The sequence below is a fragment of the Streptomyces arenae genome (assembly GCF_022343545.1).
In the GTDB taxonomy this organism is placed as follows: Bacteria; Actinomycetota; Actinomycetes; order Streptomycetales; family Streptomycetaceae; genus Streptomyces; species Streptomyces humi.
On record NZ_JAKQYH010000059.1, the window covers coordinates 26,646 to 49,182 of the forward strand.

The 22,537-nt window shown below is 67.2% G+C and carries 25 protein-coding genes and 1 pseudogene; 9 read left to right on the forward strand and 17 right to left on the reverse strand.

Annotation, left to right across the window (positions count from 1 at the left end):
* Window positions 1–59: 59 nt before the first annotated feature.
* Window positions 60–662, reverse strand: a complete 603-nt coding sequence (locus tag MB828_RS26125) for a universal stress protein (RefSeq protein WP_301650329.1) — start codon at window positions 660–662, stop codon at window positions 60–62.
* A gap of 342 nt (window positions 663–1,004) precedes the next feature.
* Here MB828_RS26125 and MB828_RS26130 point away from each other — a divergent pair, with 342 nt between their 5' ends.
* The 8 genes and pseudogenes from MB828_RS26130 (at window position 1,005) to MB828_RS26165 (ending at window position 9,911) form a co-directional block, all read left to right on the forward strand.
* Window positions 1,005–1,340, forward strand: coding sequence for an SAV_915 family protein (locus MB828_RS26130; RefSeq protein WP_301650330.1), 336 nt, complete (start codon window positions 1,005–1,007; stop codon window positions 1,338–1,340).
* 11 nt (window positions 1,341–1,351) lie between these two features.
* Window positions 1,352–2,686 carry a diaminopimelate decarboxylase gene (lysA, locus tag MB828_RS26135; RefSeq protein WP_301650331.1) on the forward strand — a complete coding sequence of 445 codons (1,335 nt, stop codon included), beginning with the start codon at window positions 1,352–1,354 and terminating at the stop codon, window positions 2,684–2,686.
* 197 nt (window positions 2,687–2,883) lie between these two features.
* Window positions 2,884–3,003, forward strand: coding sequence for a potassium-transporting ATPase subunit KdpA (locus tag MB828_RS26140; protein WP_301650332.1), 120 nt, complete (start codon window positions 2,884–2,886; stop codon window positions 3,001–3,003).
* A gap of 199 nt (window positions 3,004–3,202) precedes the next feature.
* Window positions 3,203–5,158, forward strand: a complete 1,956-nt coding sequence (locus tag MB828_RS26145; protein ID WP_301650333.1) for a potassium transporter Kup — start codon at window positions 3,203–3,205, stop codon at window positions 5,156–5,158.
* 594 nt (window positions 5,159–5,752) lie between these two features.
* Window positions 5,753–5,854 (forward strand): annotated as a pseudogene (locus MB828_RS26150) (alpha/beta fold hydrolase); the annotation flags it as partial.
* Between the two features lie 484 nt (window positions 5,855–6,338).
* Window positions 6,339–7,427 carry a dsDNA nuclease domain-containing protein gene (locus tag MB828_RS26155; RefSeq protein ID WP_301650334.1) on the forward strand — a complete coding sequence of 363 codons (1,089 nt, stop codon included), beginning with the start codon at window positions 6,339–6,341 and terminating at the stop codon, window positions 7,425–7,427.
* A 13-nt stretch (window positions 7,428–7,440) separates the two neighbouring features.
* Window positions 7,441–7,995, forward strand: a complete 555-nt coding sequence (locus MB828_RS26160) for a hypothetical protein (RefSeq protein ID WP_301650335.1) — start codon at window positions 7,441–7,443, stop codon at window positions 7,993–7,995.
* Window positions 7,992–9,911, forward strand: a complete 1,920-nt coding sequence (locus MB828_RS26165; protein ID WP_301650336.1) for a hypothetical protein — start codon at window positions 7,992–7,994, stop codon at window positions 9,909–9,911. The genes MB828_RS26160 and MB828_RS26165 overlap by 4 nt, the downstream gene beginning before the upstream one ends.
* Window positions 9,912–10,473: 562 nt before the next feature.
* On the opposite strand, the gene MB828_RS26170 is transcribed toward MB828_RS26165, so the two are convergent.
* The 16 genes from MB828_RS26170 to MB828_RS26245 form a co-directional block, all read right to left on the reverse strand.
* Window positions 10,474–10,737, reverse strand: a complete 264-nt coding sequence (locus MB828_RS26170) for a helix-turn-helix domain-containing protein (protein ID WP_301650337.1) — start codon at window positions 10,735–10,737, stop codon at window positions 10,474–10,476.
* Window positions 10,738–11,144: 407 nt separating this feature from the next.
* Window positions 11,145–11,324: a hypothetical protein gene (locus MB828_RS26175; RefSeq protein WP_301650338.1), complete on the reverse strand. Its 180-nt coding sequence runs from the start codon at window positions 11,322–11,324 to the stop codon at window positions 11,145–11,147.
* Entirely contained in the window at window positions 11,321–12,100 is a 780-nt protein-coding gene (locus MB828_RS26180) for a hypothetical protein (RefSeq protein ID WP_301650339.1), read from the reverse strand. Before MB828_RS26180 ends, MB828_RS26175 begins: the two co-directional genes overlap by 4 nt.
* Window positions 12,097–13,494, reverse strand: coding sequence for a hypothetical protein (locus MB828_RS26185; protein WP_301650340.1), 1,398 nt, complete (start codon window positions 13,492–13,494; stop codon window positions 12,097–12,099). Before MB828_RS26185 ends, MB828_RS26180 begins: the two co-directional genes overlap by 4 nt.
* A 70-nt stretch (window positions 13,495–13,564) precedes the next feature.
* Window positions 13,565–14,323, reverse strand: coding sequence for a hypothetical protein (locus MB828_RS26190; protein WP_301650341.1), 759 nt, complete (start codon window positions 14,321–14,323; stop codon window positions 13,565–13,567).
* A 317-nt stretch (window positions 14,324–14,640) separates the two neighbouring features.
* Window positions 14,641–15,168 (reverse strand): hypothetical protein, encoded by a 528-nt coding sequence (locus MB828_RS26195; RefSeq protein ID WP_301650342.1) that lies wholly within the window; start codon window positions 15,166–15,168, stop codon window positions 14,641–14,643.
* An 836-nt stretch (window positions 15,169–16,004) separates the two neighbouring features.
* A complete protein-coding gene (locus MB828_RS26200) occupies window positions 16,005–16,367 on the reverse strand; it encodes a glutamate ligase domain-containing protein (protein WP_301650343.1) in 363 nt (120 codons plus the stop codon).
* The gene (locus MB828_RS26205) at window positions 16,367–16,915 is read right to left on the reverse strand and encodes a C39 family peptidase (protein ID WP_301650344.1); all 549 of its coding nucleotides are present in this window, start codon (window positions 16,913–16,915) and stop codon (window positions 16,367–16,369) included. The genes MB828_RS26200 and MB828_RS26205 overlap by 1 nt, the downstream gene beginning before the upstream one ends.
* 12 nt (window positions 16,916–16,927) lie before the next feature.
* Window positions 16,928–18,022, reverse strand: coding sequence for a D-alanine--D-alanine ligase family protein (locus MB828_RS26210; protein ID WP_301650345.1), 1,095 nt, complete (start codon window positions 18,020–18,022; stop codon window positions 16,928–16,930).
* Window positions 18,019–18,819, reverse strand: a complete 801-nt coding sequence (gene dapF / locus MB828_RS26215) for a diaminopimelate epimerase (protein ID WP_301650346.1) — start codon at window positions 18,817–18,819, stop codon at window positions 18,019–18,021. The genes MB828_RS26210 and dapF overlap by 4 nt, the downstream gene beginning before the upstream one ends.
* Before the next feature lie 59 nt (window positions 18,820–18,878).
* Complete coding sequence (locus MB828_RS26220; protein WP_301650347.1) at window positions 18,879–19,124, reverse strand: hypothetical protein; 246 nt, start codon at window positions 19,122–19,124, stop codon at window positions 18,879–18,881.
* 82 nt (window positions 19,125–19,206) lie between these two features.
* A complete protein-coding gene (locus MB828_RS26225; RefSeq protein WP_301650348.1) occupies window positions 19,207–19,749 on the reverse strand; it encodes an NUDIX domain-containing protein in 543 nt (180 codons plus the stop codon).
* Window positions 19,746–20,132 (reverse strand): hypothetical protein, encoded by a 387-nt coding sequence (locus MB828_RS26230; RefSeq protein WP_301650349.1) that lies wholly within the window; start codon window positions 20,130–20,132, stop codon window positions 19,746–19,748. Before MB828_RS26230 ends, MB828_RS26225 begins: the two co-directional genes overlap by 4 nt.
* Before the next feature lie 95 nt (window positions 20,133–20,227).
* Entirely contained in the window at window positions 20,228–21,073 is an 846-nt protein-coding gene (locus tag MB828_RS26235) for a helix-turn-helix domain-containing protein (RefSeq protein ID WP_301650350.1), read from the reverse strand.
* 27 nt (window positions 21,074–21,100) lie between these two features.
* A complete protein-coding gene (locus MB828_RS26240) occupies window positions 21,101–21,613 on the reverse strand; it encodes a DUF6879 family protein (protein ID WP_301650351.1) in 513 nt (170 codons plus the stop codon).
* The gene (locus MB828_RS26245) at window positions 21,591–21,821 is read right to left on the reverse strand and encodes a hypothetical protein (protein ID WP_301650352.1); all 231 of its coding nucleotides are present in this window, start codon (window positions 21,819–21,821) and stop codon (window positions 21,591–21,593) included. Before MB828_RS26245 ends, MB828_RS26240 begins: the two co-directional genes overlap by 23 nt.
* Before the next feature lie 401 nt (window positions 21,822–22,222).
* On the opposite strand from MB828_RS26245, the gene MB828_RS26250 reads away from it, so the two are divergent.
* Entirely contained in the window at window positions 22,223–22,537 is a 315-nt protein-coding gene (locus MB828_RS26250; protein ID WP_301650353.1) for a trypco2 family protein, read from the forward strand.

Consider the following 22,537-nt stretch of genomic DNA (forward strand, 5'->3'; position numbering starts at 1 on the left):
CGGCTAGTTCCGGCAGTCTGCGCAGCTTGGACAGCGTCTGGTTCAGGAGGCGCACGGTCCTATCGGCCTGCTGCCGGCCGATGTCGTGGAGGCCACGCTTTGGGTGGCACGGTCTCGAACTCCTTCTCCACATCACGGGTGTCCAGCCGCAGCCGCCAGGTGTTCCGGCGGTGCGCGGCAGCCAGCGCGGACTCCAACGGCGACGGCGGCACGGCGAGGACGGGACAGGTGGCGTGCGCGAAGCAGTAGCGGCCGACCGACGGCCGCAGCACGCGGCGCAGGAAACCACGGCGCCCGGTGCCGACGACGAGGAGATCGTCGTCGCGGTCGGCGATCTCGACGAGCGCCCGCCCAGGAGCACCCCGGGCGATGAGCGTCTGCCCCGGAAGCCCTGTGTCGGCGCTGCCGAAGATGTCGCGCAGCGCCGCGAGCAACCGCTCCCGCGCCAGCCTCTCCCACTCCCGGACGAGATGGGACGCAGCCGGTGGGCGAGGCGCGGCGGGATCCCCGCCGGGCGGCTCCCAGGCCAGCACCGGCCACAGCTCGGCACCCCGGTGCCGGGCCTCGCCCACGGCCAGACACAGAGCGGTCAGACTTCCCGGCGAACCGCTGACCCCGACCAGGACTCGTCGAGCGGTTGAGGGTGCGTCGGACTCGGACATCACTTCACCGTTCTTCACACGCCGACGGGCGGTCCCGCATCGGCGAACCTGATGGAAACCACGTCCATCTCACCTTCGCGCCGAGGCTTTCGAACAGCCCGCCGGCCAGTTCTTGGCGCCATTCTGACGGCACCCGTAGAACCCCGTCGTCGCTGGTGTCAGCACCGCGTCAGTGTTCGCCGGATGCCCGTCAGCGTTGCGTCATGAGCCGGCGGATCACCACGCCGGTCGGGCATAGCGTCAGCGGCGAGCCCCGTTCCGCCTCCCCGCGTTCGGGGCTGTCAGGCCACTCGATCCGACCCGACCGAGGCCCGCTCGGACCTCGGTCCCCGGAGGTATTCCATGCAAGACATCCTGTGCGGCGAGGACCCGGAGCCCTCTGAACGGTTGCCGGCCGGACCTCTGTTCGTCCCCGTCCGGTCGGGACCCTCGGGGTGTGTGACGCGTGTCTTCCGCACCCCTCTCGGCGACCGTACGGCCGTCGGCTTCACCTCCGAGAACCGGCTGATCGCCACGCTCGGCCCCGGGCAGGCGTGGATCAGGCTCGCCGAGCCCGCGCTGCGCGCGCTGACCGAACCACTCGGCATCGCCACCGTCACGGTGGATCCCCAGTTCACGGCACGGGCCGCCCGGCCGGTGCACCCCGTCGTCCCCGCGCTCGCCCTGCGCGTCGCCTGAGAGGGGGCACGATGACCACTGTTCATGACACCGCCGTCACCACCCTCGCGGGTGACCTCTCGGTCTGGCCCGCGTCGACCGCCGAGCCCCGCCCGGGTGACCTGGCGGTGGGCGGAGTACCGCTTGCCGAGGTCGCCGACCGCTTCGGCACCCCCGTCTACGTCCTCGACGAGGTCGAGGTCCGCGACCGCTGCCGCACCTACCGGGACGCCTTCCCCGACACCGAGATCCTGTACGCGGCCAAGGCGTTCCTGTGCCGCGCGATGATCCACTGGATGGAGGAGGAGGGCCTGGGGCTCGACGTCTGCTCGGCCGGCGAACTGGAGCTGGCCGTCACCACGGGCTTCCCCGCCGAGCGGATCGTGCTGCACGGCAACGCCAAGTCCCCGCGCGACCTGGAGTCGGCGCTGCGCCTGGGCGTGGGCCGCATCGTCATCGACAGCCCGTCCGAGATCGCTCGGCTGGCCGCCGCCGTCGGACCCGACGGGCGTCAGAAGGTCATGGTCCGGGTAGTGCCCGGGATCAGCGCGGGCGGCCACGAGAAGATCCGCACCGGTACCGAGGACCAGAAGTTCGGCCTCAGCATCTCCGACGGGTACGCCCAGCACGCCATCGCCCGGATACTCGATCAGCCGCAGCTTGAACTCACCGGCCTGCACTGCCACCTGGGCTCCCAGATCACCAGCGTCAAGCCGTATCTGGCCGCCGTGCGGCGCATCGTGGGGCTCATGGCACGGCTGCACGAGCAGCACGGCCTCCTCCTGCCCGAGCTCGATCTCGGCGGCGGACACGGCATCGCCTACCGCCCGGGTGAGCAGGCCCTGGACCTGACCACCCTGGCCCGCAAGGTCCGTACCGAGCTGGCCGAGGCGTGCGCGGCGGCCGGGCTGCCGGTGCCCCGCCTGATCATCGAACCGGGGCGGGCCATCGCCGGACCTGCGGGCATCGCGCTGTACCGCGTGCTCGCCGTCAAACGCACCGGCTCGCACACGTACGTCGCCGTCGACGGCGGCATGAGCGACAACCCGCGGCCCGCCCTGTACGGAGTCCGCTACGCGCCCCGTCTCGTCGGCCGCCGCACCACCGCGGACCGGGCTCCCGTCACCGTCGTCGGCCGGCACTGCGAGGCCGGCGACGTGCTCGCCAACGACGTCGAACTCCCCGCGGACGTCCACCCCGGCGACCTGCTCGCCGTCCCCGTCGCCGGTGCCTACCACCTGTCCATGGCCTCCGGCTACAACCTGGTCGGCCGCCCGCCCGTCGCCGCCGTGCGCGACGGTCACGCCAGGCTCCTGGTGCGCCGGGAGTCCCTGGACGACATCCGCAGCCGCGACGTGGGCCTCTGACCCCGAGCTGCATTCCCTGTCGGCCTCCGGGTGAACGACGCCCCGGCCCTCGCCCGGAGGCTCCCCCAACACCAGCGAGAACCGAGGACGTCGTACGACCGCCCGATCCCGGCCCCGCGCGGCGGATCAGCGGTGGTCTGCTCGACCCGAAGCAACTGTGGCTCGCCCTGCCCGCCGCGCTGCGCAAGCTCAACCCGGTGACACTGACCCGCAACCCCGTCATGTTCGTCACCGAGGTCGGTGCGGCCCTCGTCCTGGCGCTCCTCAACTTCCTGCCGGCCCTGTCCCTGGGGCCGCTGGCGGAGGGGCTGCTGTAGCTACCCCGGGCGGGTCGGCAATTCCCTCATGCCGGCCGACCCGCTCGGGCACCCCTCTGCTCGACGGCCGACGCCATGCCGCAACGTTTCGAGAACCGACACCCCCGCTACCAGGAGTCCGATCAACACATCGGTAATGTCCGCACTGACGCACGGAACGGGGCCGTCCGCACGACGGCCCGCGAGGAGGAGGTTCGTCATGGCCGGCAGTCGGCAGGAGACCGCGTCGGCGGAGCCTCCGGAGGCCCATAGACAGCTGGCGCGCGACTCGGTGCGGCTCGCGGTGGTGATCGGCGCCCTCGGCGTGGTCTTCGGTGACATCGGGACCAGCCCGATCTACACCCTCCAGACCGTGTTCAACCCCGATGACCCGCACCCCGTCCCGGTCTCCACGCAGAACGTCTACGGCGTGGTGTCGCTGGTGTTCTGGTCAGTCATGATCATCGTGACGGTCACCTACGTCCTGCTGGCGATGCGCGCCGACAACGACGGTGAGGGCGGCATCATGGCGCTCATCACCCTGCTGCGCCGCTGGTCCTCACAGCGCGGCAAGCGGGCCGCCACCGTCCTGGCCGCGCTGGGCATCTTCGGCGCGTCGCTGTTCTTCGGCGACAGCATGATCACCCCGGCGATCTCGGTGCTCTCCGCCGTCGAGGGCCTCAAGGTCGTCGAACCCTCCCTGGACGAGGCGGTCGTCCCCATCACCGCGGTGATCATCGTGACCCTGTTCCTGGTGCAGCGCCGGGGCACCGCGGCGGTCGGCCGGGTGTTCGGCCCGGTCATGATCGCCTGGTTCCTGGCCATCGGCGCGTGCGGCGTCGTCGGCATCACCGAGCACCCGGACATCCTCCGGGCGCTGTGGCCGAGTTACGCCCTGAGCTTCCTGTTCGGCCATTTCGGGACCGCCTTCTTCTCCCTGGCCGCGGTCGTGCTCGCGGTCACCGGCGCCGAGGCGCTCTACGCCGACATGGGGCACTTCGGCCGCCGGGCCATCACCCGGGCCTGGCTGTTCCTCGTCTTCCCGGCCTGCATCCTGAGCTACCTGGGCCAGGGCGCGCTGATCCTCGACGACCCGAAGAACATCAGCAGCCCCTTCTTCCTGCTGGTGCCCGACTGGGGCCGGTGGCCGATGATCCTGCTCGCGACGGCGGCCACGGTGATCGCCTCGCAGGCGGTGATCACCGGCGCGTACTCGGTGACCTCCCAGGCCGCCCAGCTCGGCTACCTCCCGAGGCTGCGGATCGCGCACACCTCCGAATCCACCATCGGCCAGATCTACGTCCCCTGGATCAACTGGCTGCTGATGGTCTCGGTCCTCACCCTGGTCTTCGCCTTCCGCAGCTCCGCGGCGCTGGCCTTCGCGTTCGGCATGGCGGTCACCGGCACCATCACCATCACCACCCTGCTGTTCTTCTACGTCGCCCGCGCGAAGTGGGGTACGCCCAAGTGGCTCATCGGCATCGGTGCCGGCCTGCTGCTCTTCGTGGACCTGCTGTTCGTGGCGGCCAACCTGACCAAGCTGGTCCACGGCGCGTGGCTGCCGCTGCTGATCGGCCTGACCACGTTCACTGTCATGACGACCTGGCAGCGCGGCCGCAGCATCGTCACGGCGGAACGGGCCCGGCACGAGGGGCCGCTGCCCGAGTTCATCGACAGCCTGCAGTCCGGGGCGGAGCCGACGCGCACGGTCCCCGGCACGGCCGTCTTCCTCAATCGGGGCAAGGAGACCGCGCCGCTCGCCCTTCGGGCCAACGTCGAGCACAACCACGTACGACACCAGCAGGTCGTGATCCTCTCCATCGAGACCGAGCCCGTACCCCGGGTCCCGGCCGACCGGCGCTTCACCGTGGACGGCCTCGGCTTCACCGACGACGGGATAGTGCACGTCACCGCCCGCTTCGGCTACATGGAGACACCGGACGTGCCCGCCACCCTGGCGATGCTCGAACCGGACGACACCGAAGGGCCGTTGGACCTCGACCAGGCGTCCTACTTCCTCTCGAAGATCGAGCTGCGCCGAGGCAAGGCCCCGACGATGGCCCCCTGGCGCAAGCGCCTCTTCATCGCCACGTCCTACATCACGGCCGACGCCGCCGAGTACTTCGGCCTCCCTGGCGACCGCACGGTCATCATGGGCTCCCACATCGAGGTGTGACCGGGCCCGTCGCCAACGCCCCCTGAGGCGCATGTGCGGGGGTCTGTGAAGACGCGCCGCGCTCTGGCGGTGCGTGGGGCGGGCCGGGGTGGAGGGGACCGGTTCCCTATGGGGCGTCCCTGTCCCGCTGTCTGCTGGCCCAGGGCGTGGACGTGTTCGGCGTGGACTGGATGGACCGGGCGGATCGTCGGCGGCGCGGCAAGTCGGACCCGCTCGATGCCCAGAACGCGGCGCGAGCCGTGCTGAGCGGGCGGACCGGCGCTCGGGCCCGAACGGGCGACGGGCCGGTGCAGATCGCGAGAATGTACAAACTCACGAACGCGTCGGCCGTCAAGGCCCGCACTACGGCCGTCAATCAGCTCAAGGCCGGAGATCCGGGAACGCGGCCCTGCACCGGATCGTGCAGACCAGACTGCGCGTCGACCCGCGTACCCAGGACTACTACGAACGCCGCACGCAGGAGGGAAAAACTCGGCGCGAGACAGTCCGAAGCCTCAAGCGCTGTACGGCCCGGGAGGTCTTCCACCTGGTCGGATATGTGCAGTCGCAACCCTCGTTACGGGGGCAGTCGTGGTACGTGAGAGGGTCTGAGGCGTGAGTGAGACACCGTCGAACACCCTGCAATACCGCTTTGACGGGCCAGAAGAGGCTCCCGTCCTGATCTTGGGTCCCTCCCTGGGTACCACATGGCACATGTCGTAGAACCCGTCCAGAGGCGTCCAGTTGGTCCAGGGGGAGCGTGTAAGTCCAGGTCAGAGCCTTATGAAGTGAGAGCGTCCGTGGGGTTGGTGACACGCTTGTGATCGCTCGTGACATGTGAGGACCCTCGTCGGCGCAGCCGACGAGGGTCCTGCGTAGACGGGACCAGATGCGACGATGCCCTGCCGGCCTGCTGAGGCGGGGCGCCATCGTGCACTTGATCTCCGGGCCGTTCCGGTGCCTGCTAGTTCCCCACGCGGGCGTCCGGCGCTCGCCGTTCGTCGGTCCGTGCTCCTTGTCGTGCTGGGTTGTAGCGGCACGGACACGGAGCAAGGCCGAGATTCTGCACGACCGTTGCCCTGCTGGGTGATGCGGTGATCTACTGCATGCTCCGAAGTGGCTTATGGGGGAACTGTGCGAACAGGCCATTTTGCCGTGTATCGAAGGTTCAGTGCCGTGCGTCGGAGTGCACGAGGCGGCCGTGGCTCTCGCGCCTGCTGACGGCGGCCGTAGGAGCAGGCGGGGGTTCGCCTATCAGGATGCCGTCACGTTGCTGGACTGCCTGGACATGCTTGAAGGGCAGTGGACGGCGGTCTCGTGGGAGGACCTGGAGGACATCCTGTGTCATCGGGATGGCGCCCCCGTATACCGGCAGGTCAAGACGATCGAGGAAGCCGGAACGCGGCACAGTATTGCCAACGTTTGCAGGCCGGAGGAGAAGAAGGCCGCAGACAGCAGCTATCTGGGCAAGTTGTTCCTGGGCAAGCCGCTGCCGGATGGCACACGGTTCACTTTCATTGTCAACGAGACGCCTCAGCGAGACCTGTATGCGTTCGTCGCGGAACGGGACCGTCCGCGCGGTCCGGTGAGTGCGGACGCCCGCGCGGACATCGTCCAGAGGCTCGAAGGGGTGCAACTGCCGGACGGGAGGGACATCGGATGGTGTGTCGACCGCCTGGACGTTCTGGTGGAAGCGCGCACCATCGACCAGGTCGAGGCGGAGGCCATGGCGCGACTGGCTCCACTGGTGGAGGCGTGCCTGGGCGAGAAACCGTTGTACGAGGAAGTCGAGGAGGTCATGATCTGGCTGATCTCCCGGTACATAGCCCGCAGTGCCCTTGAGCTGCGACCGAGAACCTTCACCGCGGACGAGTTCGGCGCGGCCCTCGACGACAGCGTGCGCAGAGCAACCGGGCGACGGCGAGATGGTTCCACCGAACTGTTGATGAAACTCAAGCTCAAGCTGCGGGCTGCCGAAATACCGGAGCCCGAGGCGGAAGCCCAGCACGATGCCATGCTCGCCTACCGTCGGACCTACCGCGCCAGTGTCGGCACCCGGCGCCGCGCGTACGACGATCTGGCCGATCAGATCAACGCCATCTGCACGCTCACAATGGCGAAACGACGCGCCGGACGTCTCGACGCCGGCTCGGCGGCGTACTTCGAGACCCTCGTGGCGGTGAGTGAGTTGCCCGAGGTGACCAGCCGGCAGTTCACCCTCGCCGAGGCCCACGCGGTGCTTTCCGACATCACGGCACGCTGCCAGAACAGGTACGCCGATGCCTCATAAAATCGGCAGCAGCGTGGTGCCCCCGCTGTATCGCGCCTGGGACCCGGATGACTCCCCTGACTTCCATGCAACACGGCTCCTGCTGCTCATCTACCTCTGCGGTGAGGACCCCGGTCCCTACATCGAGGGACGGACGAAGTTCGCCAAGCTCGATTTCTTCGTGCGCTATCCAGGATTCCTGGAGCGGGCCCACGCCGCGATGCCGGAAGCCGTCGGTGCCGAAACCGCGTTTCTCGCCCCCGACCCGTCCGAAGTCGAGGCACCGATGATCCGCTACCGCTACGGACCCTGGGATCAGCGATACCGGCAGTTCCTCGCCTTCCTCGTCTCCAGGGACCTCGTGACTATCACGAGCCACCGGGTTGAACGAGTGAAACTCAAAGCCGCCGGCAAGAGGACAGCGCAGCGTCTCACCGAGACCCGCCAGTTTCAGCCCCTGGTCCGGCGCTGTCAGGCCATGCGAGGAAATCTGGCCGCCATGTCGGGCACCGACCTGAAGAACCTGATCTACGACCTGTTCCCAGACGAGGTCGGCAACGCGCCCTTCCGCCAGGAGATCCGGCCATGACAAAGCCCGTGACCGCCCACCTCGACCGCGGGATCAGGATCGACTCCGTCAAGCTCGTCCACAACACCGGAGAGATCGACGAGTATGCCTTTGAAACTGGCATGCTGAACATCCTCAGCGGGCCCCGTAACAGCTCCAAGACCACCACGCTGAAGGTCATCGACTATTGCTTCGGCGATCGCGGCGGGATGATTGACGCCCTCGGTGCCGCCGTATCCGACGAGTACGTCGAGGTCTCCACCGCCATACGGCTCAACGGACACCCCCGCATCCTGACCCGTCTCCTCCAGCACGGGCGCATGAACAAGGTGTACGTCGACGGAGACGAGCTGACCGACGCCGACTTCTCAGACTGGATCCTGCGCGAGCTGGGCTGGCCCAACCTACGCATCCCCAAGGGCCTCCACCCTGCCACAGCCAGTGAACTGACACCCTTGTCCTTCCGGAATCTGCTGCGCCACTTCTACCGGAACGAAGAATCCTGGACGAGCTTCGCCAACAAGGAACAGGAATTCATCCGGCGTGGCGTCGTCAGCATGCTCCTCGGCTTCGCCCGCTCCCGCTACGACACCAAGGACTTCGCCGTCGCCCAGGCCAAGCGGCGCCTTGCCGAAGCCCAGGCAGTAGAGCGCGACGTGCAGGACAGCACCTTGCAGGCTGTCACCGCCATCTCCGAACGGCTCGGCATCCCCGTCGCCCGCACCCTTGACCAGGTAGCGGCCGCACGAGAAGAGGTCACTTCCCAACTCGATGGGGTTCGCCAACGACGTCACGAACTGACGCGGGAGATCAACAGCCTCCTGCAGGGATCATCTACCACCGAGACGGCAGCCGGATACGACCCGTCTCTGACGAGCCTGTATGAAGACATATCCAAGCGGCTGCAACTTGCGGTCGACGAAGTCGTCGCGCTCGAACAACTCGGCAGCGAACACACTTACTCCGCCCAGACGGTCACCTCCGAGGTGACCCGCATGGAACGCCTCATCGCCTCCGTGGAGATCTTCGACGCCCTCCCCGTACGACTCTGCCCAGCATGCGAACAACGCGTCGACCCACACCGAGCGCACGACGAGGACGCTTGCTACCTGTGCTTCCAACCGGTCAACGAAGACCAGCGCCGCCGACGAGCACAAGTGGAGATCCGGTCGCTCAGGTCGGAACTCGCCGACCTCGAAGACGTCACCACCCGCACCGCCGCCGATCTGCAGGCGGCCCGCACCCGCCGAGATGACCTTCAAGACGAGCAGACACGGCTCGCACACCGCATCAACGAACAACGCGCCGCCCAGCTGGCACCCTTCATGGCCACCCTCGAAAACCTGGCCGCCCAAATCGCGCAGCTTGAACAGAAGATGACAGCCTTTCCCGCCGTCGAGGAGATCCTCCAACGCCGCGCGGTAGCCAGCCAGGCTGTAACCGCTGCACAACAAGCCGTCGACGCACTTGACCAAGAGCCTGCCACCGTTGCCACAGCGACGCTCACCTCCGTCGAACGATGCGCCCTGTTCGCCGAGCGCATGAACGAATTTCTCCACCGCTACCGCGAGCGCGGCTGGGTCAAAGGCGCCATCACCATCAACGACAGTGACCTCACTTTCTACGTCGGTACCCGCCCCTGGGATCAAGCCCTTGGGGCGGAGACAAAGGTGCTCTTCTTCCTCGCCTACAGCTACGCCACTCTTTACCTGGCATCCGATCTCGACGAAGAAGCTGCTTGCCCCGGCCTGCTGCTCCTGGACAACCCGTACCAGCAGGGCATTGACACCACTGTGGTCGACGACGTCCTGCAAGATCTGGCAAACGCAGCCCGGGCCACGGGCACCCAAGTCATCAGCACCCAGGCCGTTCCAGTACCACGCGACCCGGCCACCATCCGAGAAATCCGCATGCCCACGGAGTACGAAGCGCCGTAGGCAGACCCTCTCGTCCTTGGCGCAGCAGAGTCCCATCAGCGTGAGCGAACTTGGCTGTGCGCCACCGCGGTGGTGAATCCAGGAGAGGCCGATCAAAGCGGCACCGGACTATGACAACGGGCAGGGTGTGCACCTGGCACGCGGCATCACGGAGTGGAGTGATCAGCGGAGCGTTGTGGGTCAGCTCGCGATGAGCTCCCTGCGGAGCAGTTCGCCTTGAAGAGGTACTTGTCAGAGCTTGGTGACGGTTGCCACCGCGCAGCAATGCGAAATTGTTCGGGGCGTAGGTCGGGATCGTGGCCGGTCCGGGGCGGCCACGAGGGCGTCGGCCCTTTGCCTGGCCGCTCACCGCAGGGTCACGTCCGCTCGTACGACATCTATCTGGACGGGGTCCGTTGTTCGGCCGTCCTGGAAGCGGACGGAACACCGGGGGCCAGTCTCGCTACGTTGCTCGGGAGGTCTTCACCTGATCCAGCTCGTGTCCTCGCAGCTCCCGTCATTGGGGCTGTGACACGTGAGTCCCCCGTCGGCTTGCTCCGAAGGAGCGTCGTAGTGCAGTTGGTCATGACGGATTGGGGCCTGCGTTGTACTCCGGCTCGCCGCTCTCCAGTACGCGGAGGAGCGAGGCGGTGACGACACGGGCGGTGCGGCCTATCGGTAGCACGCGACATGGGAATTCTCCGCGTCGAACGAGGTCGTAGCTCTTGGATCTCGACAGGCCGAACGCCTGGGCAGCGTCCTCGACGCTCGCCGTCCCACTCCAGGTGGCGCGGATGTGCTCGGGGGTGAGCTGGCTGTGAGGCGTTTCGCCGCTCTGACTAGGCATCTCTGTCAGCAGTGCCTTTCCGGTTTGGTTGCTTCCACGCTGGTGAGGAAGTGGGGAGACGCGGTGGAGTGCCAATAGTCCGCGGAATCACCGGTTTCGGTAACCGGCCATTAGCGGATATCCTGTTTCGCTCAGCCTTGGAGGTGAGTCGCAATGGGCTCACCGGCACCAGCACCATTGTGGAGCCCTCGGCAACGTCCGCACTTGTTTCCGATGACTCATCATGTGGAGTGCGTGGCGGTCCTTGAACCGGCCGTGAAGGGCTCCTGACCTGCGGTTTTAGCGCTGCGCGTTATGTGCGATGTGGGCGTTACGGGCGAGATCCTGACGCCAAAAGGACGCTCATTTGACGCTCGTTCTGATGGGGTGTCAGGAGCCCAGAGTCCTGCGAGGCAGGTCAGATTCTGCTACGTGTCGTCGCTGCGGTGTCCGTGGAGTCGGTAGCCCATCTCGTCCGGATGACGCATGACCCGGGCAAGGCGCCAGGCGGCGTCGTAGGACAGTCGGCCCCGTTCTCGCGCACGCAGCCGGAGAGCCAGAATGCTGGTGACGGGGTCGAGAATCCAGCGCAGCGTAGTGCTCTTCATTGCACCTCGCCCGGCAGGAGGGCGAGGTGGTGGGCTGTGTTGTCGTCGCCGAACGCGCGGACAGCATCGACGAGGAGGGTGAGCAGCTCTTTGCGTCCTTCTTCGGTCAGGCCGGTGACAAAGTTGTGGAGCAGCTGCGCGGCTGTAACCCATTGCTGCCCTGGTTGCCATTGATGGACTTCGCGCACCAGGTCGTCGAGGTCGGTGCCCGCGGGCGGGCCTCCTAATCGGGTCCAGTGCTTCGAGGCTCCCTCCAGCAGGCCGTAGAGCCGGGCTGCGGACGGGTTGGCGAGGATCTCCTCCCGGAGGAACGCCTCGCGGGCCCGGACCTGCCGCCGCGCCAGGTCATCCAGTTCGTGGTCGCGTCGGATGCGTTCTGCCTGTCGCCGGTGCTCCTGGTGCAGGCGCTCCGCATGGAGAGCGGCCTCCCGGATGTCGTCCTCCACGGTGATGCGCAGCTGGACCTCGGTGACCACTACACCGTCCGCCGCGAGTGGCAGCTGTCCTTGGACCGCAGTCGTGATGTCCTGCTCGGCCGCAGCCGGACGAAGGACGCTACAGCGCCCAGCCGCCTCTTCGATCTCCTTTCTCGCAAGGCGCGGTGCTGTGTGTCGATGGGCCGGCGCGCTGGCGTCGGTGCGGCTCCATGCCACCCGGATCTCGGTGATGAAGTAGAGCAGTGGATCCACACTCTGGACGCGGTCCGTGAAGACCGAGGTCCAGCTGGCGTGTTCTTCCTGCTTGAGCGCGTTCGTCTTGGCGGCACGGCGCTTCATGCGGCGCCGGCCTTCACATCCGCCTCGGGCTCAACGCCTGACGCACCAGGCGGCGAGGGCTGAGGCGCGATCGGCTGATTGCGCCGGGCTATGAGGTCCTGGTCGAGCAGGGCGGACAGCTCACGCTTGACGTCTTCCCGTTCCTTGGAATACGGGCGGTCCTGCCCCTGAACCCACCATTGGGCGGAGGTGCGCAGAGTCTCGCGAAGGATGGGCCCGTCGGTGCCCGGGACGTTCACGGCCTGGCGCAGGGTGTCGAAGACGACGGATTTGAGCGCGGGGCGCTCCCGCGCCGCGTCCAGCCACGTGAAGACGGCTTTGTCGAGGTCTCGCTCGCCTGTCGGTCCCGCCGCCTGACGCAACAGGGTGCGCCAGCCCGTTACGAGTCCTTGTACGGCGGGGCGGAAGGCGTCTTCCTCGTCGGAAGTCTCCTCGGAAAGGGCTTTGAGGAGTGGCGGAAGGCCAGTTGTCTCAGGTGGAGAGTTCAGGGCCAGCGCGGTGAACGTGCGATGTCCGACGGTCTGGCTGGTCTTCTCGGACTTGCACCAATCGACGACGTACCCGAACAGCATCTGGCGTACGGTGGCGTCCTCCCACAGCACGCGTACCGCCTCGCGCAGTGTGTCGATCACGTCCGGATGGCCCTGCGCGGCCACATTCCTGAGCCGACGCAACGCCTTGGCGGTGTGCCGGCGGCCGAAGGCGCCCGTGCACACCTCTACGACGGCTCTCTGCAGATGAGGCTGGCTCCGGCTCGACCAAGCCAGCAGCATGGAATGGATATAGGGCGCGCTGGCGGCGTGTACGGCCGCGGAGCCCAGGAGTTCAACGGCCAGGGGCCACAACTCCTTGGCCGTTCCGTGCTCGTACCACTCCTCGACGATGCTCTGCAGCGGGGTTTGGCGGCGATGACGCACGGCCCATCGCAGAGCGAACTGCCCCACGCGCTCGGCCAGAGCAAGACGGTCCTCCTTGCTGATGATCTCCAGCGCGTCCCTGCTCGTGTTGGTGTCGACGAAGGGCGCCTGCGCGAGCCAGCCCAGGAAGGGGGTGCGAGCCAGCGGACGGTCGTTCCAGAAGTACTCGACGGCGGCGTCGTCCCAGTGCGGGCGACTGAAGGAAAGAGCGCCGTCGTCCCCACGCCGTGCCCCGATGGCTCTCGTCATGGCGATGACCCCAGGTTCCCGTTGGCCGTTCACCTCGACTTTCCCGCCGTCAAGCAGCTCGGTCAGCTTCGCGGCCCTGACGTACACATGGCCGACCGGATCGCCGCGCAGAACAGCTGCCGCCAGCAGGAAGTTACGCTCGAAACTGGTACGGGACCCCTCCTTGGGTTCGTGCCAGTTGTAAAGATCTTCTTCCCAGTTGCTGTGGGCGGCGACGACGTTGGCCACCTGCTCATCGAACGTTGAGCCAAGAGGAGCGTCCTGTGTATGCCTGAGTGCCTGGTCCGGGGCAGAGGGGTCAGGGCCCTGCAGTGCGGGCTGCCCGATGCTGTTCCAGCATGAGGTAAACGAGGTTGAGCACATCGGTCGGGGTTTGGCCGACGAGGAGTGGCTCGACGTCCCGGTGATCGAGCCATTGGTCTGCTGGAAAGTCGGGCTCCTGCCCAAGGAGCCACCGCTCGGCTATGTCGCGCGGCTGTACCGCTCCCAACTCCGCTGCGACGCCGTCCGGTGCCCCGTGACTGATACGCCGCCATTGCTCGGGGCGAGTGAGGACGATGAGCCGGCAGTTGCGTCGTTGGAGGCGCTCGACGAGCTTGTGCAGGTTGCCGCCGAAGGAGGCGTCGACCGTGAAATCGTCTTCATCAGGGGGAAGTTCGAGCAGGTAGCCGCAGTGTTGGTCGTGGGGCAGACGTCTGGTCGGGAAGTGCTGGGATCCCCCGAAGGGAAGCGGCCGTACTTCGGTGATGACGCCGTCGTCCAGCAGTTGCGCGAGTAGAGCGTAGGCGGTGAAGGCGCGACTGCTGTTCGGCGGGCGACTGATGACGAGCACCGAGCCTGCCTGGCGTAGGACGTCGACGGCCCGCCTGAAGGAGCTTGTGGTTGATCGGCCAGCGTGGCGAGGCTCGGCGTACACCTGGCGGACCACGGCCAGGTACTCGGACGAGATCGGGGCGTGCGAGTCGAGGGTTTGCTCGTAAACGTACTTCGTGCCGACCTGTTCACCGTAGTTGATGAAGGCCCTTTGCAGCACAGCGGCCTGCCCGACCGCCTCCACCGCGTAGCGTGTGGGTGGCCCGGCCCTAAACCACTGCCGAAGGGCGTCGTCCGAGACATGCTCTACGACCGCGGCTTCTGCCGACGTTCTGAGCGTTGGCGTGGGCGACGCAGCAATGGCAGGCGGTTCAGGGGGCGGTGGCGGTAGCGTGGCCGGACTGCTCGGCCCGGCATCTTGGTTCTGAGGCGTCGGCGCGGACGGCGTCCGCTGTGTCGGCTGCTCGTCCTCATGCCCCTCATCTTCTCTGAGCCGGGGCAAGGCTTGCTGCGGACATTCTCCTGAACGGCTGTCATGGAAGCTCATGCTGTCGCCCCGCCTCAGCCGAGCGTGCCCTGAACCTCAATGCCGACCTGTTCACCAGTTTCTTGGATGGTTCCGGCCTCCTGATCGACGTGCGCCCGTCCGCGATCCGTGATGTCGCCGCCGACGCGCATGCCGACCTGCTTGCCGCGAACGTCATCAGCTCGCTGCGAGACCTCCACTCCGGGCCGGTCTGCCTCCGTCTCGTCACCGAAGGGCAGCCGGCGCCCGTATACCTCCTCCAGGTCCCGGCGCAGCTGCCCCAGCAGCTCCCTCAATTCGACGTCGTCGCCTTGGAGCAGCTCGGGCCGCGACAGGTAGACGCGGAGCGCACCTTGACCTCCCGTGAGGCGTGCGACGCGTTCGTCGCTGAGCGTCGAGGCCCTGACCAGCAGGGGCTCGGCCTGCCCTGGAACCTGCTCCGGCTCCTCTACCGGCACGCGACCTGTTCGCCGGTCCAAGACCGCACTCGCTCGGTCGAAGAGAAACCTGACCGCCTCGGTCAACAGCGTTCCGGCCAGTACGGGAAATGCCAACGGGTCCATGTGAGCTTCCTCCCCCTGCCCCCTGAGCCCGCACGGCGGCCGCATTTTCCGGTGGTAGATGCGGTGAGCACACGCACAGGCAAAACGGGATTCACCGTACGAGGGTGACCAATAGCTAGGACAGGGGGAGAATCGGTCGATTGGCGAGGTGACCGAAGGCGGTGCATTGACAGCGAGTAAGTGGCTGATCGTGGCTGGGTGGTGGCCATGGGTGGCTCAGCTAGTCTCCGCGGCAGCACTCGCTGACGGCTGGAACCGGGCGATGTTCTATTTGTGTTCATGGCGACACGATGTCCGGTATTGAGTGTCGGTGCCTCCTGTCACCGCTTGAGCGCCCGCAAGGCGCTGGGCTGTTGTCTTCCAGGCAGTGAGGTACTCGTTGATCTTCTTCGGCATGAAGGTGGAGGAGCTACGCCTTCCGCTCCCAGGCGAGCGCGCAGGCGGTCACCGTGTCGTCGAAGCCGTTCGCCTGCAGTTCCTGGAAGAGCTCGTTGAAGTCGACTTCGCCCTCGCCCTTGTTCAGGTGCCAGTGGACGCGGGCCCAGGTGCCGACTGGGTTGAGGATGTAGCAGTTGCCCGAGGAAGCAGTGTGGTCGGAGGCAATCCGCCAGGTGGACGTGGGTGAGGAGGTCGACGGCGAGGGATCCGACTGCGTCCGCGCTCACCACCTTGCTCAGGGCCTGACGCCTGGAATTTGGCCGTGCTGATCAGGAACCGTGCTCTCCGGGTCCCGAGCCAGCGAGCGTGACATCGCTACCGCGGGCGGCGTTTTGGGCTGCGCTGGAGGACCGGGATCCTGCTGCAGTTGGCGAGTCCATGCTCTTCCAGGCTCCTGCTTACAAACCGGTGACGGGCTGGCCGGCGAGTGCTTGGGCGATCTGCCAGAGCTGGCCACCGCGGGATGCCTTTACGAGTACGACGTCGTTGGGGCGGAGGATGGAGTCGAGGTAGGCGGCGGCGGTGGCGTTGTCGCCGACCAGCGCGATATCCGGAACCCCTGCCGCCCCTGCAGCGAGGGCGAGTTGCTTGGCCATGTCCCCGCCGACCGCGACGACGAGATCGACGCCGTTCTCGGCTGCCATGCGCCCGACTTCGCGGTGGGCTTCGACGGCTTCGTCGCCCAGTTCCAGCATTTCTCCGAGTACGGCGATGCGCCGGCCGCCTGTGGCTTCGGTTGCGTTGCCGGCTGCCTCGGTCATCAAGACTCTCCGTTGGGTTTGAGGGGGGTGAAGGTGATTGCGCGGCCGGTGTAGGAAGCGGATACGCGGCTGAGGGGGACTCGGTCGTGGGTCTGGCCCCAGGCCGACGGGTCCCGGAAGTGGATCGTCGGGTCCGGGCCGTCCTCGTAACCGCGGAGGATGACGAGGTGGCCGCCGGCGCGGCCGTCGTCGGGGAACTGCTCGGTCACGGACACGATGAGCGGTGCGTGGTCGAGGCGTGCGGTCAGGTCTTCGACGGGGACGGGCTCGGCGGTCGAGGGGACTCCGAGGTCGGTCGCCAGGCTCGCGATGCCGGCGTGGAGTGCTCCACGCGGGGTCAGGACCTCGTGCTTGACGGCGAGTTTCAGCAGTTCCGTGACCGTGGGTGCTTCGCGGCCGTAGGCGAGCAGGATCATTCTCAGCGAGGCCAGGCCGCACGCCCGGTTGGACCATTCGATCCTGTCCCCGAGTGCCCATCCGCCGTGCAGGTCCCATTCGGCGGGGTCGATGAGCTGTCGGCACAGGGGGACATCGTGGACACGCGGCACAGTGGCGGGCTCCTACGGCGAGACGGCAGCCTCCCGAGCCCGTGTGGTGCCGGCGAACGCGGGAGTGGGCAGGGGGACATCGTAGGGCGGGCGGGCCAGGGCCTCGTGGAGCATCGCCAACACGATGTCCGTGTGTGTGAGGCCGACCATCGCGGCCCCGACGGCGAAGTTGCTGTCGCGGGACATGCCCGGCGTGCTGTTGACCTCCAGTACGTATGGGTCGCCGTCGTTGGTGAGGATGAAGTCGATGCGTGCTGAACCGCGCAGGCCGAGGCCGTCCCACAGCGTCCGGGCGTGCTCGGTGAGCGCATCCAGTACCTCGGGCTCCAGCTCGGCGGCGCGCACGATGACGGAGCCCTTGGAGTTCACGTCGAGCTTGGTGTCGGCGTCGTAGAAGTCGGCTTCGGCGGCCTCGGTGGCCAGTGGCGGGAAGATGACGACCGAGCCGCCCGGCAGTTCCAGGAGGCCCACCGTCATCGGCGTGCCTGTCACGTACTCCTCGACGAGCACCTCCATGCCTTCGTCACCGGCCGCATCCGCGAGAGCGGCGGGCAGGTCTGCCGGATCGCGTACGAGGCTCATGCCGACGCTGGATCCGCCGAAGGGCGGTTTGACCATCAAGGGGCGTCTGTTCCAGGTCACCGGGCTGCTGCCGGACCAGACCTGCCAGCCGGGGGTGGGGACGCCGAGGGTTAGCATCACGCGCTTGCAGAGGATCTTGTCGGCGGCCACCGCGGATGCCGCGACTCCGCTGCCGCAGTAGGGCACGCGCAGGTAGTCGAGCAGGCCCTGCAGCCGGCCGTCCTCGCCGTAGGGGCCGTGCAGATTGGAGAGGGCTACGTCGTACCCGGCCAGGTCGATGATGAAGTCGGGCTCGCACGGGTCCAGCACCTTCCATTGGGACCCGATCTCTTCCAGCGCCGTACCCAGGGCAGTGACGGATCGCTGCTCGACGGGGCACTTGGAGTGGTAGAGCCTGTCCTCGGCGGACACGGGCCCGTAGATGAGGGCGACCCGCAGGCCCTGGCGGCTCCGTCCCCACTCGCGAAGCTCCTCGGCGGCCTTCTGCAGTGCGGCGTCCGAGCTGGGGTTGAGGAAGCGAGTCATGTGAGTACCCCTTCGAAGGTGTGGGTGACCGGTCCGCCGACCCAGTGGGTTCGGGTCGGCCGGGTGTTGTGCGGCCGGACAGTGAGTGGTTCGCCGGCGCGGTTATGGACGGTGACGGCACGTCCGGCGACGAGCCCGCGCAGGGTGGCGATGACCACGGCTGCCACGGCTCCGCTTCCGCACGAGAGGGTTTCGGCCTCGACCCCGCGCTCGTACGTGCGGATCTTCAGTGCCTGATGGCCTGCGGACTGGACGAAGTTGACGTTCGTCCCGAGCGGGGCAATGTCGGCATGGTGGCGCACGAGGCGCCCGACCACCACCGCGTCGATGGCGTCCACGTCCTCCACGATGGCGACGACGTGTTCCGTGCCGGTGTGGGCGCTGTCGAACCAGGTCGGTCTGCCCTTGATGACGACCTGTAAGCGCCGTGGGTGGACCGCGCCGACCTCGGCCGTGACCCACACGGAGTCGTCGGACACGACGGCGTCGTGCTCCACGCCGGCCATGTGGAGACTCATCTGCTGGAAGCCGTGATCGCGGTGAGCGGCCCAGGCGGAGCACCGCAGCGCGTTGCCGCACATGGTCGCGGTTGAGCCGTCCGCGTTGAAGCAGATGACGTCGAGGACGGCGGGATGGTGGCTAATCAGTCGGCTGATGACCAGGCCGTCCGCGCCTACGCCGGTGCGCCGGGCGCACAGGCGTTCCGCTTCTTTGGGCCATTCCTTGTCGTCGTCCGGTCCGACATCGGAGAGCAGGACGAAGTCGTTTCCCGCGCCGTGGATCTTGCGGAAGCGCATGGCGAAGCTCCTCGCGTGATGAGGTGAGAAGGGGGAGTGCGGCGCCCGAACAGGCGGAGTCACAGGCGGCCGATGGGCCGGTAGGTGGTCCGGGCCTCTCGCATGACCCAGGGCTCCCGTCCGGCGAAGATCAGTACGCGGTGGGCTGCGGTGCCGGCGGACCTCATGTCCCGGACGCGCTGGTACTCGCCGTCGAGGTAGACGAAGTCACCGATGCGGACATCGCCCGGCGGTCGGGTGTGCCCGATCGTTCCGATCGGCGGAGGGGGCAGGGCCGGCGCTTCCTTGGTCCGGCGCTCGTACATCAGCCCCTCCAGATGCCGAGCAGGAGGGAGCCGGCGAGTGCGATGAGGCTTGCCACGTAGGCGAGTTGTTGGTTGTGGGGGCTCATAGGGTTCCGATCAGGTGGTGCTCCACGCGGGCGCGGACCGACGGGATGCCTATGTCGGTCAGGGGCACCCAGGCCGCCGCACCGGTCTCGATCATCGACGGGAACACGGCGCCCGAGTGGGCCCGGAAGAGGTAGCGGATGCCGACCCGGAGGCGGGGCCCGTACCGGTGCTGGCCCGGCCTGGTCACGTCGACCAGGAAGGGTCCCTCGGCGCCGGGCTGCGTCCACACGTCGCGGATGCCGACTTCCTCGGCCAGCAGGCGCAGGGCCGCCTCGCTGAGGGAGTCGTCCCTCTCCTCCGGCTCCGCCTCGGCGAGGGCATAGCCTCCGTCGTGCCGCAGGCACAGGACACGATCGTGCTCGTTGACGACGACCGCTCCGGTGGTCACGAGGGGGCAGCGCTGGTCGTGGGTGCAGGCGCGGCGCTGTGAGTGGTCGCGGGCCGCGTCGTAGACCGGCATCAGCGCCATCCGGTCGGCGGGGTGCTCGTAGATGTAGTGGGAGAGTTCCCGCACGATCTGGTCGTCTCTGACGCTCACGGGGCCTTCAGCCCGTTGCGCTGGGAGTAGATCCACAGCAGGCGCCGTGTCAGCAGGGCGAGATTGCGGAGGTAGAGGTAGGTCCCGAAGGTGGGCGTCTCGGGTGTCGGGCGGCTGGTGAGGTCGACCAACTTGGTGCCCTCGCGCAGGAGTTTGCGCACCTCGCGGTCGTCGTCGGCGCCCAGGTCCTCGTGGAGCAGGCGGTTCAGGTGTCCGGCGATCGCCGGTACCTGCTGGTCCATCGTTGCGCGGGTTGTGGTGTCCATCCGCAGGCCGAGGACGGTGTTCGTCTGCGAGGAGATCGCCTCTACGTCGATGGGGGCGCCGTCGCCCGCGATGTCCTCGGCCGTCTCGAAGGTCTTGCCCGTACTTGCCACTGTCATCACTGGCCCCTCCGGAGCGCGTTGTCAGCCGTGGCTATAACGCTAAGAAGGGGAGCGGAGGGGGTTCCACGAGTGTGCCGGAACTTGCCGGGCATTCACCCTAGAGATTCGATGGCGGCGGTGATGATTTCTCGCGCTGCGGCGCCGTAGACGGCAAGTTCTGCCAGTTCGCCGAACGTTTTGGCATACATGGCAAGTTCGTGTTTCTGGACGACGGTGAGATGAGCCGAGACGAGTTCGACGTTTACCAACTCGTCGTCGTACAAGAAGAATCCCTCGACCGGCCACAGAGCCGAGCGGTCGGCGTCCTGGGGGATGATGCCGATGCTCACCGACGGCAGTGCCATGACGCTGAGCAGGTAGCCGAGTTGGCCGGCCATCACGTCGGTGCCGCCGATGCGGTACCGCAGCACGCTCTCCTCCAGCAGGATCGCGAACGTGTGGTTCCCGTAGACGACCTGCTGCTTCTCCACGCGCACCTTGACGGCCGCCGGAACATCGTCGATGAGCCCTCGGCGGTCACGAATGGAGGTCAGAAGCGCGGTGATGTACGAGGCCGTCTGCACGGGGCCGGGGATGAGCCAGGGCGAGTAAATGCGGAAGCGCTCGGTGCGCTCCCAGAGAGGAACCACGGATTCCTGCGCCCACTTGAGGCCGTGGCGTTCCATCTTGCGCCACTCGACATACATGCCCTCAATTCCGCGGGCCGTCGAGATGAGGTCTTCCGCCTGGCCTTCCGCGCCGCACGCGGAACACCACGCGCGAAGGTCGCGCTCCGAGGGCGCGCGTGTGCCGCTCTCGAAGCGCGAAGCCTTCGACTCGTGCCAGCCCAGGCTCTGGGCCAATGCTCGCTTGGTGAGTCCGGCCGTTTTCCGGATTTCGGCGAGGCGTTGTCCGAGCGCCTTGCGGGCTTCCTGGACGCTCGAAGAGGGCGATGTCATGTCGATGCGGCCGTGCTGTTCAGGCTGTCAGGCCGGCTGGAACGCGGCGTGGGGCGTCGCGCGCTGCCACACGGCCTCGAAGGCCGACTCGCACAGCTTCGCCACCTCGGGGTCTTCCGTGAGCTCGACCTCCATGTTCTCGCCCTCGCCGTCGAAGTGGTTGACGAGGACGAGGTGGGAGTCGAACAGCCAGAAGTCGTTGCCCGGAAGCGCGATGTCGGTCGCGGAGCGCCGCGAGAGCCACCGCACACTTTCGCCGGCCGCGATGTTCAGCCCGTCCGTCACGTCGTACTCGAAGCGGATGTACTCGCTGACCGGCATCGAGACGACGCGGGCACGGCGCACCTCGACGCCGCGCGAGGTCGCCTCCGTGACGATGGCGTGCCAAGCCGCCCAGCGCTCAGCGGGGTCCAGGACCACGCCGGCCTTCCAGTCGATGAAGGCCGGGTCCGACTTCATGTAGGCGTCACGCATCTCCAGATGGACAGCCGTCCTCTGGCAGTCACGGAACAGCTCCTCAAACGTCGGGGGCCTCGTCATCCTTCTTCACCTCCAGGAAGAACTGCACCATGCGCCGCGGGATCTCCACCACCGACTCGTGGCCGGGGATGTCCATCTGCCCGAGACGCTCGGCGTCCTGCACCTTCCACCCCTGCACGAGGTAGCTGTCCTTCTCCTCGTCGACGTAGATGGTGGGCGAGCCGCCACTCGGACTCTCCGGGTCCTTGCCGAGCTTGCGCAGGGCCATGATGTCCTCCTCGGATGCCGGTAAGGATCTCTGTGCCAGAGCTTGCCCGCGACGGGGCTACCGAGCGAGGAACTTGCCGAAACTTGCCAGGACTTCGAACGATGCTCCAGAACCAGTGCCACTTGGGCGATGGCTATTTGCACAGTGGGTTTGAGCTGAACCTGTAGAGGATCCGCCACGACTTCAGTCGTGTGACCCAGTGCTCGAATGGCCCCGCGGCGTGGCCAGTGCTCGGTTGACGGTTCGCTGGGCTCCTTTTGCGCGATGCACGTCTTCCCTTGCGGGACATACCGCTCCCTTGCGCAAGTCCTGTCCCGTGAACGAGGTTTGAAGTGTCCCGCCCGCGTTGTACCGTACGGACGATCTAGTATTTTCTGTCTTGAACCGGGGGCGAGGCGAAGGTGTCGACTATCGGTCTGGCTGCGGCCATCGAAGAGCTGCGGCAGGAGCTGTACGAGGCCCAGCGGCTCGGCGCCCACCAACAATTCGCCTTCGGCGTTGAAGAGGCGGAGCTCGAGCTGCAGCTCGAGCTACGCAAGTCCGCCAAGGGTGAGGGTAAGGTCTCCTTCGGAGTGGTCGGCGTCGGAGCTGGGGGCGAGCAAGCCACGGTCCGTACTCATAGGCTGGTGCTGAAGCTGGCGGTCAAGGACCGGGCTCTCGGAGGCACGCGCCCCGAGATTGGCGATGACGAGCTCGGGTCGCTGGACGAGGAGTGA